Origin of the sequence: Actinomadura sp. HBU206391 (assembly GCF_014323665.1) — a bacterium.
Taxonomy (GTDB): Bacteria; Actinomycetota; Actinomycetes; order Streptosporangiales; family Streptosporangiaceae; genus Actinomadura_C.
The window spans coordinates 1-3,973 of sequence record NZ_JABVEB010000390.1; the positions used below are offsets into that span (position 1 = coordinate 1).

General features: G+C 70.0%; 7 protein-coding genes and 1 pseudogene. 3 read left to right on the forward strand and 5 right to left on the reverse strand.

Annotation, left to right across the window (positions count from 1 at the left end; all coding sequences use genetic code 11):
- The 3 genes and pseudogenes from HKK72_RS37010 to HKK72_RS37020 form a co-directional block, all read left to right on the forward strand.
- On the forward strand, positions 1–1,024 hold a 1,024-nt coding region (locus HKK72_RS37010), incomplete at its 5' end, for a sensor histidine kinase (protein ID WP_187239052.1).
- Positions 1,025–1,143: 119 nt separating this feature from the next.
- Positions 1,144–1,515 (forward strand): YciI family protein, encoded by a 372-nt coding sequence (locus tag HKK72_RS37015; RefSeq protein WP_187239053.1) that lies wholly within the window; start codon positions 1,144–1,146, stop codon positions 1,513–1,515.
- Positions 1,512–1,922, forward strand: a pseudogene (locus tag HKK72_RS37020) (sigma factor); the annotation flags it as partial. The gene HKK72_RS37015 and the pseudogene HKK72_RS37020, both read left to right, overlap by 4 nt.
- A 145-nt stretch (positions 1,923–2,067) precedes the next feature.
- Here the strand turns inward: HKK72_RS37020 and HKK72_RS37025 are convergent.
- From HKK72_RS37025 to HKK72_RS37045, 5 genes are all read right to left on the reverse strand, one after another.
- Positions 2,068–2,358: a DUF1905 domain-containing protein gene (locus tag HKK72_RS37025; RefSeq protein ID WP_187239054.1), complete on the reverse strand. Its 291-nt coding sequence runs from the start codon at positions 2,356–2,358 to the stop codon at positions 2,068–2,070.
- A gap of 7 nt (positions 2,359–2,365) precedes the next feature.
- Positions 2,366–2,749, reverse strand: a complete 384-nt coding sequence (locus tag HKK72_RS37030) for a VOC family protein (RefSeq protein WP_187239055.1) — start codon at positions 2,747–2,749, stop codon at positions 2,366–2,368.
- Positions 2,750–2,926: 177 nt separating this feature from the next.
- Positions 2,927–3,256, reverse strand: a complete 330-nt coding sequence (locus tag HKK72_RS37035) for a hypothetical protein (RefSeq protein ID WP_187239056.1) — start codon at positions 3,254–3,256, stop codon at positions 2,927–2,929.
- A gap of 3 nt (positions 3,257–3,259) precedes the next feature.
- Positions 3,260–3,529 (reverse strand): hypothetical protein, encoded by a 270-nt coding sequence (locus HKK72_RS37040; RefSeq protein ID WP_187239057.1) that lies wholly within the window; start codon positions 3,527–3,529, stop codon positions 3,260–3,262.
- A gap of 144 nt (positions 3,530–3,673) precedes the next feature.
- Positions 3,674–3,973: hypothetical protein (locus tag HKK72_RS37045; protein ID WP_187239058.1), on the reverse strand; the 300-nt coding region annotated here is incomplete at its 5' end.

Genomic DNA, 3,973 nt, shown 5'->3' on the forward strand with positions numbered 1-3,973 from the left:
CACGCAGCGGACGCTGTGTCCTCCGCCCGGGCTCCGGGAATGCAGGATCGTCGTGTCGTTCAAGGTCTTCCAGCCGGACGGGATCTGGCTGCTCAACGTGGCGGTCCCGGAGGTTCCCTGGTACGGGAACCTCACCGTGCTGCTCCTCGTGGTCAGCGCGTCCCTGCTGATGATCACGATGATGGGGATCGGGGTCTCCCGGGCGGTCGGCAAGACCCTGGCTCCGGTGGACGCCATCAGGACGGAGCTGACGGAGATCACCGCCACCGGCCTGCACCGGCGGGTCCCTGTGCCCAACGACCAGAACGAGATCAGGCTCCTGGCCGAAACGGTGAACGGCACCCTCGACCGCCTCGAGGGCGCCTACGAGCAGCTCCGGCAGTTCACCTCCGATGCCTCCCACGACCTGCGCAGCCCGATCACCGCCATGCGGGCCCAGGTGGAGGAGGGGCTGATGTATCCGGCCGATACCGACTGGCCGCGAACGGCCACCGAGGTGCTGGCCGGAATCGACCGGCTGCAGGCGATCGTGACCGATCTGCTGACCCTCGCCCGGCTGGACGCCAGGGCTCCCCTGACCCGGACTCCGACGGATCTCGCCCAGCTGATCGGCACCGAGCTCGACCGCCGCGCCTACCGGGTGAAGATCGTCAAGGATCTGCGCGGGACCGTACTGGTCAACTGTGCCCGGCTGAGGATCACCCGGTTGCTCACCAACCTGATCGACAACGCCGAACGCCACGCCAGCTCACAGATCGACGTCATCGTGCGGGCCGACGGACCGACGGCGGTCCTGGAGGTCATCGACGACGGCGCCGGCATCGCCGCCGAACATCGCCAGACGGTCTTCGACCGGTTCACCCGGCTGGAGGCCTCGCGCAGCCGCGACGCCGGGGGCACCGGACTGGGTCTGCCGATCGCCCGGCAGATCGCCGAGGTCCACGAGGGAACCCTGACCATCGAGGACAGCCCACGAGGAGCCCGCTTCGTCCTGCGCCTCCCCCGCTGGGACCGTGGCCTCTAGTTCGGGCCGACGGCGAAAACTCGCGGATGAGTTCTGGCCGGGGATGTCAAGACGGCGGCAGCGGCTCCGACCAATCGGTCGAAGGGCCCAGCCGGGGCTCGCGACACGAGGAGTACGAGATGAAGTTCCTGATCAGCATCCATATCAACCCGGCCGTGCTGGACGCGCTGACCGACGAGGAGAAGGCGGCGATCGGCGACGGCCACGGCACGTTCATCGAGGCGCTGAAGAGGTCCGGTGAACTGATCACCACGCAGGCGCTGGTCGACCCGTCACAGGCCGCCGTGGTGTCAGTACGCAACGGCCAGCCGGTGGTGACCGACGGCCCTTTCCTGGAGGCCAAGGAGTATCTGGGCGGCTTCTACCTGATCGACTGCGAGAACAAGGAGCGCGCGATCGAGCTGGCGGCGCAGATCCCGGACACCGCGATCGAGGGCCTGGGGGTCGAGGTGCGGCAGGTGATGTTCGCTGACGGACAATTGGAGGCATGACGGCACCAGCCATCGAGGACCTGCTGCGTGAGCTCACGCCGCAGGTCCTCGGCACGTTGGTACGCCGGCACGGCCGGTTCGAGGGGTGCGAGGACGCCGTACAGGAGGCCGTCCTCGCCGCCACCGTGCAGTGGCCGGCCGAGGGAGTGCCGGACAACCCGCGCGGCTGGCTGGTGACCGTCGCGTCCCGGCGGCTCATCGACCAGATGCGCAGTGACCACGCACGCCGCGAGCGAGAGTCGGCGACGGCCACCGAGGTGGTACCCGAGGACGTACCGGACACCGACGACACGCTCGTCCTGCTGTTCCTGTGCTGCCATCCGACGCTGACCGCGGCCTCCCAGACCGCCCTGACGCTGCGGGCGGTCGGCGGCCTGACCACTGCCGAGATCGCCCGTGCGTTCCTGAGCGGCTGTCTACGCCACACATGGCATTGGCCAGCGGGAATGGCCGAGCGCCCAGCGGGGCCAGAGGCTTGGCGCGCCCGCCCCGCTCGGCCGCCCTTGCAATGGAGTCGACGATGACTCCGTGCGGCGCGGCGATGTGCGGCTGCTATCCCGCGAGCACGACCAGGCGGACGTGCACGATGTCGTGGAGGGCAATCTCCTCGCTCTTGCGCACCGAGTCCCGCAGCGGCAGCACGTAGCCGCCGTCCTTGGGAAACAACGACGTCCGCCATCGGCTCCGCCCGAGCCGAACCTCGACGGGCACCATGCCCCAGCCGTACGTGACCGCCGACGCCAACCGGCGCACGACGTCGGCGCACTCGGGCGGCACCGTCACGAAGTGGTACGGGGACGGCCCTCGCCATTCCCACACCACGCCCTCGAACTCGCACTCCATCACGGCATCAGGCGACGCAGAACTCGTTACCCTCGGGGTCCTGCATGACGACGTGTCCCAAGGCGTCGTCGTACCGCTCCTCCCGGACCACCGTCGCGCCAGCGGCTACCAACTCGAGCACCTTCTGCCGGATCAGTCGTGCACGCTCGTCCATATCCCATGGGCCTGGACCCGCCACCCGGACGTCGATATGCATCCGGTTCTTGGCGGACTTGCCCTCGGGCACCTTAAGGAAACCAATCGCGGGCCCCGTGCCATCCGGGTCCACGACGGACGCGTTGTCGGGCTCGTCGAAACCGGACTCCTTGACATACCCAAGGGCGAACGCCCAGAAGCCGGCGAGCCGCTGAGGATCGTCGGCATCGCACGCCAAGGTCCAATAGGTCGCCATGGCGCCAACGTACTTGAGCCAAGACGCGCTGTCATCGGCAGATGCGTGCAGTATCGAGGAGGCCATCGGCGGGGATGGGCGCGCGGCGCGTGGTCGGCCGGGACGGCGTCGGCCAGGCGCCAAGGAGGCCGGCAACGCGTGGTAATTGCGGCAGCCACGCTCCAGCGTTTGCGCAGGTCAGCGGATAGGTAGCGGGGCTACCGGTGCGTCGACCTGGTCGCCGGCGTGGCACTCGCAGGCGTTGCCGGTCCGGCAAGGGCAGCGCGTCTCGGAGTACGGCTTGCCGGCCAGGGCCTCGGCCAGCGTGCGCCGGTCCGCTTCACGCTCGCAGGTGCAACGGGCGTACCGGGCGCGGAGATCGGCGGCCGAACATGCGTCACAGGTCGGCGGATACCACGGCCACGGCGCGCAGTTGCGCGGACGGATGTCGGCGCCGCAGGCACAGCGGGAGCGGGGGTCGACGGCGGGCCGAGCGTTGCGGTCCGGTAGGTCGGCGAGGCGGGCCATAGGTCAGCGTCCATTCTTCGTCCAGCGGCCACGGGCGAGGCGGCGGCCAGCGTTCGTGTCGTCATCAGGCAGCGGCAGATGCAAATTCGCGGATCGTAGGATGCGGACGGCACCCTCGCAGGCGCGCTGCTCGACGGTGAGCAGCGGGTTGGCGACCTCGACGCCGCGCGGGCCGGGGATGAGCCAGGCGCCGCCGATCGCGCCGCGCGCGGAGTCGGCCTGGGTGACCAGGGCGGCCAGTCGGGGCGGTGCCGTCGGGGCGCTCCCAGCCATCACGCTGTTTGGTGCGGCGCTTGGGCACGCCGTAGCGGGTGCGGATCGCGCGCCAGGTCGGCTCGGCCAGCAGGGCAGGGAACGACGCGACCGGCATGCCGGCAGCGTCGCGGAGCACGTCACCCTGCCAGAAATGCCGGCCGATCATGATCTCGTTGGTAAAGACGGACCAGACCACGGCGGGGCGCCAGGTGCCGGTACCGGTCGCGTTGGGGCACCCTGCGCGGTCAGCCAGCGGGCGACCTTCAACAGGGAGCCATCGGGGGCCGTCAGCATGTCGGCGGCGGTGCGGACGGTGGCGGACAGGGACGGGTCGAGGGCGAGCGTCCAGGCGGCCTTGATCGTCGGGTGCGGGGCCTTGACGTAGCCGAGCGGCGGGCGCCGCGTGCCAATCCAGCGGCCTTCCTCGCGGGCGGCGGTCTTGCCGGCCATCGTGCGGGCAGT